The sequence below is a fragment of the Pseudoroseomonas cervicalis ATCC 49957 genome (genome assembly GCF_000164635.1).
Classification (GTDB): Bacteria; Pseudomonadota; Alphaproteobacteria; order Acetobacterales; family Acetobacteraceae; genus Pseudoroseomonas; species Pseudoroseomonas cervicalis.
In genome coordinates this window covers 806119-810928 of record NZ_GG770777.1, presented here as the reverse complement: position 1 = coordinate 810928, position 4810 = coordinate 806119, and the positions used below count along the sequence as shown (strand labels likewise).

The 4810-nt window shown below is 71.3% G+C and carries 3 protein-coding genes; all 3 read left to right on the top strand.

The genetic code is table 11. The features are described 5' to 3' along the window. The first annotated feature begins 273 nt into the window (after positions 1–273). On the top strand, positions 274–2196 hold the full coding sequence (gene ftsH / locus HMPREF0731_RS03510; RefSeq protein WP_007002641.1) for an ATP-dependent zinc metalloprotease FtsH: 1923 nt from the start codon (positions 274–276) through the stop codon (positions 2194–2196). 95 nt (positions 2197–2291) lie between these two features. Next, positions 2292–3338: a dihydropteroate synthase gene (folP, locus tag HMPREF0731_RS03505; RefSeq protein WP_007002640.1), complete on the top strand. Its 1047-nt coding sequence runs from the start codon at positions 2292–2294 to the stop codon at positions 3336–3338. A gap of 94 nt (positions 3339–3432) precedes the next feature. Continuing rightward, positions 3433–4810 (top strand): phosphoglucosamine mutase (gene glmM, locus HMPREF0731_RS03500; protein WP_007002639.1); only part of this gene is annotated, 1378 nt, incomplete at its 3' end.

Sequence of the window (4810 nt, the reverse complement as noted above, 5' to 3'; positions counted from 1 at the left end):
GCCCCGGCGCGGCTGGCGTTCCGCCCGGCGGGCGGCCCGCTGCCGGGCGGGGCCTTGGCGGAAGAAACCATTTGATATCAGGATATTGAGGGACATCCCGGCGCCAGCTGGGGCGCGGCCGGCCGGGCCGTGACCCTTGTCAACCAAACCGAAACTAAAGAGATTGAAAGATGCCCCGCGCGGCATGGTTTCAGAATGGCCAAGGGCGCCCTATGTTCTCGGGGCGCCGGGCCAGTCTCCTCCGCTGGCCGGCACACGGATGGGAACCGCACGGTGAACAATTTCGGCCGCAACCTGGCGCTCTGGGTGATCGTGGCGCTGCTGCTCGTGGCGCTGTTCAATCTCTTTCAACCTTCCTCCTCCACGCGCCAGACCGGCCAGCAGGTCGCCTACAGCGACTTCCTGAACGAGGTGAATGGCGGCCGCGTGCGGGACGTGACCATCCAGGGCCGCACCCTGACCGGGCAGCTCGCGGACGGCCGCAGCTTCAGCACCTACACGCCCGAGGACCCGACCCTGGTCAGCCGCCTGACCGAGCGTGGCGTCCGCGTCGTGGCGCGGCCGGAGGAGAGCGACGTCAACCCGCTCTTCCACTACCTGCTCTCCTGGTTCCCGATGCTGCTGCTGATCGGCGTCTGGATCTTCTTCATGCGCCAGATGCAGGGCGGTGGCGGCCGTGCCATGGGCTTCGGCAAGTCGCGCGCCCGGCTGCTGACCGAGAAGCAGGGCCGCGTCACCTTCGAGGACGTGGCCGGCATCGACGAGGCCAAGGGCGAGCTGGAAGAAATCGTCGACTTCCTGCGCGACCCGCAGAAGTTCCAGCGCCTGGGCGGCAAGATCCCCAAGGGCTGCCTTCTGGTCGGCCCGCCGGGCACGGGTAAGACCCTGCTGGCCCGCGCCATCGCCGGCGAGGCGAATGTGCCCTTCTTCACCATCTCGGGCTCCGACTTCGTGGAGATGTTCGTGGGCGTGGGCGCCAGCCGCGTGCGCGACATGTTCGAGCAGGGCAAGAAGAACGCCCCCTGCATCATCTTCATCGACGAGATCGACGCCGTCGGCCGCCATCGCGGCGCCGGCCTCGGCGGCGGCAATGACGAGCGCGAGCAGACCCTGAACCAGATGCTGGTCGAGATGGACGGCTTCGAGGCGAATGAGGGCGTCATCCTCATCGCCGCGACCAACCGCCCCGACGTGCTGGACCCGGCCCTGCTGCGCCCCGGCCGCTTCGACCGCCAGGTGGTGGTGCCGAACCCCGACGTGTCGGGCCGCGAGAAGATTCTCCGCGTCCACATGCGCAAGGTGCCGCTGGCCTCCGACGTCGATCCGAAGATCATCGCCCGCGGCACGCCCGGCTTCTCCGGCGCGGACCTGGCCAACCTGGTGAACGAGGCGGCGCTGCTCGCCGCCCGCTCGGGCCGCCGCACCGTCGGCATGCACGAATTCGAGATGGCCAAGGACAAGGTGCTGATGGGCGCCGAGCGCCGCTCGATGGTGATGTCCGAGGACGAGAAGAAGATGACCGCCTATCACGAGGCCGGTCACGCCCTGGTCGCGCTGCACGAGCCGGAATGCGATCCGGTCCACAAGGCGACGATCATCCCGCGCGGCCGGGCGCTCGGCCTCGTCATGTCGCTGCCGGCCGGCGACCGCTACAGCAAGCACAAGAGCAAGCTGAAGGCGGAGCTGGCCATGGCGATGGGCGGCCGCGTCGCCGAGGAGCTGATCTTCGGCGCCGACAAGGTCTCCAACGGCGCCTCGGGCGACATCAAGATGGCCACCAACCAGGCCAAGATGATGGTCACCGAATGGGGCATGAGCGAGAAGCTCGGCATGATCGCCTATGGCGACAACAGCCAGGAGGTCTTCCTGGGCCATAGCGTCACCCAGTCGAAGAACGTCTCCGAGGCGACGGCGCGCGAGATCGACAGCGAGGTCCGCTCGATCATCGACGACGCCTATGCCCGCGCCAAGCACACGCTGCAGACCAATATCGAGGAGCTGCACGCGCTGGCGAAGGGGCTGCTGGAGTATGAGACCCTGTCGGGCGACGAGATCCGCCAGGTGATCAAGGGCGAGCCGGTGGTGCGCAACCGCCCCGACGAGCCCACCCCCTCCGGCCGTGGCAGCGTGCCCAGCTCGGGCCGGCCGACCCGGCCGGGCGGCTTCGGCAACCCGGCGCCGCAGCCGGGCGCCTGACGCCCGGCTTCCTTCCGGACACGGAATTGCGATAGGAAAGGCCCCGGCGACGGGGCCTTTTCTGTTTTGGACAGCCTGACCGGGGGAAAGACGGGATGAGCGAGCGCTGGGTGGAGCCCATCGGGCTGTTGCAGGGGCCCGCCGCCTTCCAGGCGCTGCGCGACGGCCACGCCCTGCCGCTGGCCGGCGGCCCCTCGGCCTTCGCCCTCGTCCGGCTGATCGAGGAGGGGCGGGACCTCGGCATCCACCCGCTCTCCGCGGTGCCCGAGGGGTGGGAGGAGGCGCTGGCGCCGCTGACCCGCCGGCCGCTGCCCTTCGCCGGCCTGCCGACGGACCGGCCGCTGGTCATGGGCATCCTCAACGTCACGCCCGACAGCTTCTCCAATGGCGGGCAGCACCTGGACCCCGGGGCGGCCATCGCCGCGGGGCACGCCATGCTGGAGGCGGGGGCCGACATCCTCGACATCGGCGGCGAGAGCACCCGCCCCGGCGCCGATCCGGTGACGCCGGAGGAGGAGATCGCCCGCATCCGCCCGGTGGTGCGGGAGCTTGCCAAGGCCGCCGTGGTCAGCATCGACACCCGCCACGCCGCCACCATGCAGGCGGCGCTGGAGGCGGGGGCGGAGATCGTCAACGACGTCACCGCGCTGCGCCAGGATGCGCGCTCGGTGCGGGTGGTGCAGGAGGCGCGGGCGCCCGTCGTGCTGATGCACATGCCGGTGCTCGACCCGCGCCGCATGCAGGCGGCGACCGACTATGAGGATGTGGTGCTCGACGTCGCCCGCTTCCTGCGCCAGCGGGTCGAGACGGCCGAGGCGCTGGGCATCCCGCGCGGCCGCATCGCCCTCGACCCCGGCATCGGCTTCGGCAAGACGGTGGAGCAGAACCTGCTGCTGCTGAACCGCCTGCCGCTGCTGGCCTCGATCGGCTGCCGCATCCTGGTCGGCGCCTCGCGCAAGCGCTTCGTGGGCGAGGTGACGGGGGTGGAGGCGCCCGCCGACCGGCTGGCCGGCAGCGTCGCCGTGGCGCTGGCCGCCGCCGCCGCCGGCGCCTCGATCCTGCGCGTGCACGACGTGGCCGAGACGGTGCAGGGCTTGCGCATGTGGCGCGCCTGCGCCGAGGGCGGCAGCCTGGAGGGCTGAACCACCGGCGCTTCCGCCCCGTCCGGCGCAGCCCGTGCTTGCCTGCGCGCCGCGTCCGCGCCATGCAGGCTGGCGAGAGCGGGAGGCGAGGGCCATGGGCGAGGCGGTGCGGCGGTTGTTCGGGACGGATGGCATCCGGGGGGTGGCGAATCGCGCGCCGATGGATGCCTCGACCGCGCTGCGCCTGGGCCAGGCGGCGGGCCGCTTCTTCAACCGCGGCAGCCACCGCCACCGCGTCGTCATCGGCAAGGACACGCGCCTCTCCGGCTACATGCTGGAGCCGGCGCTGACCGCCGGCTTCGTCGGCGCCGGCATGGATGTGGTGCTGGTGGGGCCGCTGCCGACGCCGGCCATCGCCATGCTGACGCGCAGCCTGCGCGCCGATCTCGGCGTGATGATTTCCGCCAGCCACAACCCGTTCGAGGACAATGGCATCAAGCTGTTCGGCCCGGACGGGCTGAAGCTCTCGGACGCCGAGGAGGCGGAGATCGAGGCGCTGATGGCGGGCGACCTCTCCGCCCAGCTCGTCGCCCCCTCGCGCCTCGGCCGCGCCAGCCGGCTGGAGGACGCGGCCGGCCGCTATATCGAGGCGGTGAAGGCCAGCTTTCCCAAGGGCCGCAGCCTGTCGGGCATGCGCATCGTCGTCGATTGCGCGCATGGCGCCGCCTACAGGGTGGCGCCCACCGTGCTGTGGGAGCTGGGGGCGGAGGTGGTGCCGCTGGGCGTGGCCCCGGATGGCTTCAACATCAACCGCGAATGCGGCTCCACCGCCCCCACCCGCATGGCCGAGCTGGTGCGCGAGCGGCGTGCCGATCTGGGCATCGCCCTCGATGGCGACGCCGACCGGCTGGTGCTGGCCGATGAGAAGGGCCAGATCGTCGATGGCGACCAGATCCTGGCGGTGGTGGCGGCGTCCTGGGCGGCGCAGGGGCGGCTGCGCGGCGATGCCGTGGTCGCGACCGTGATGTCGAATCTGGGCCTTGAACGCTTTCTTCACTCGACCGGGTTGAAGCTGCTGCGCACCAAGGTGGGGGACCGCTATGTGTCCGAGCGGATGCGTGAGGCCGGCTGCAATCTGGGCGGCGAGCAGTCCGGCCACATGATCCTGAGCGATTTCGGCACCACCGGCGATGGGCTGGTGGCGGCGCTGCAGGTTCTGGCCGTGCTGGCCGAGGAAGGCCGCCCCGCCAGCGAGATCTGCCGCCGCTTCACGCCGCTGCCGCAGCGCCTGGTCAATGTCCGCTATGCCGGGGTGAGCCCGTTGCAGGATGCCGGCGTGCAGGCCGCCATCGCGGCCGCCAGCGCCCGGCTGGAGGGGCGCGGCCGTATCCTGATCCGTCCCAGCGGCACCGAACCGGTGATCCGCGTGATGGCCGAGGCCGAGGAGGAGACCATCGTGGAAGAGACCGTGCAGCAGCTGGCGGCGCTGATCCGCGCCCGCGCCGCGTCCGGCGCCGTGGCCGAGCCGCCCG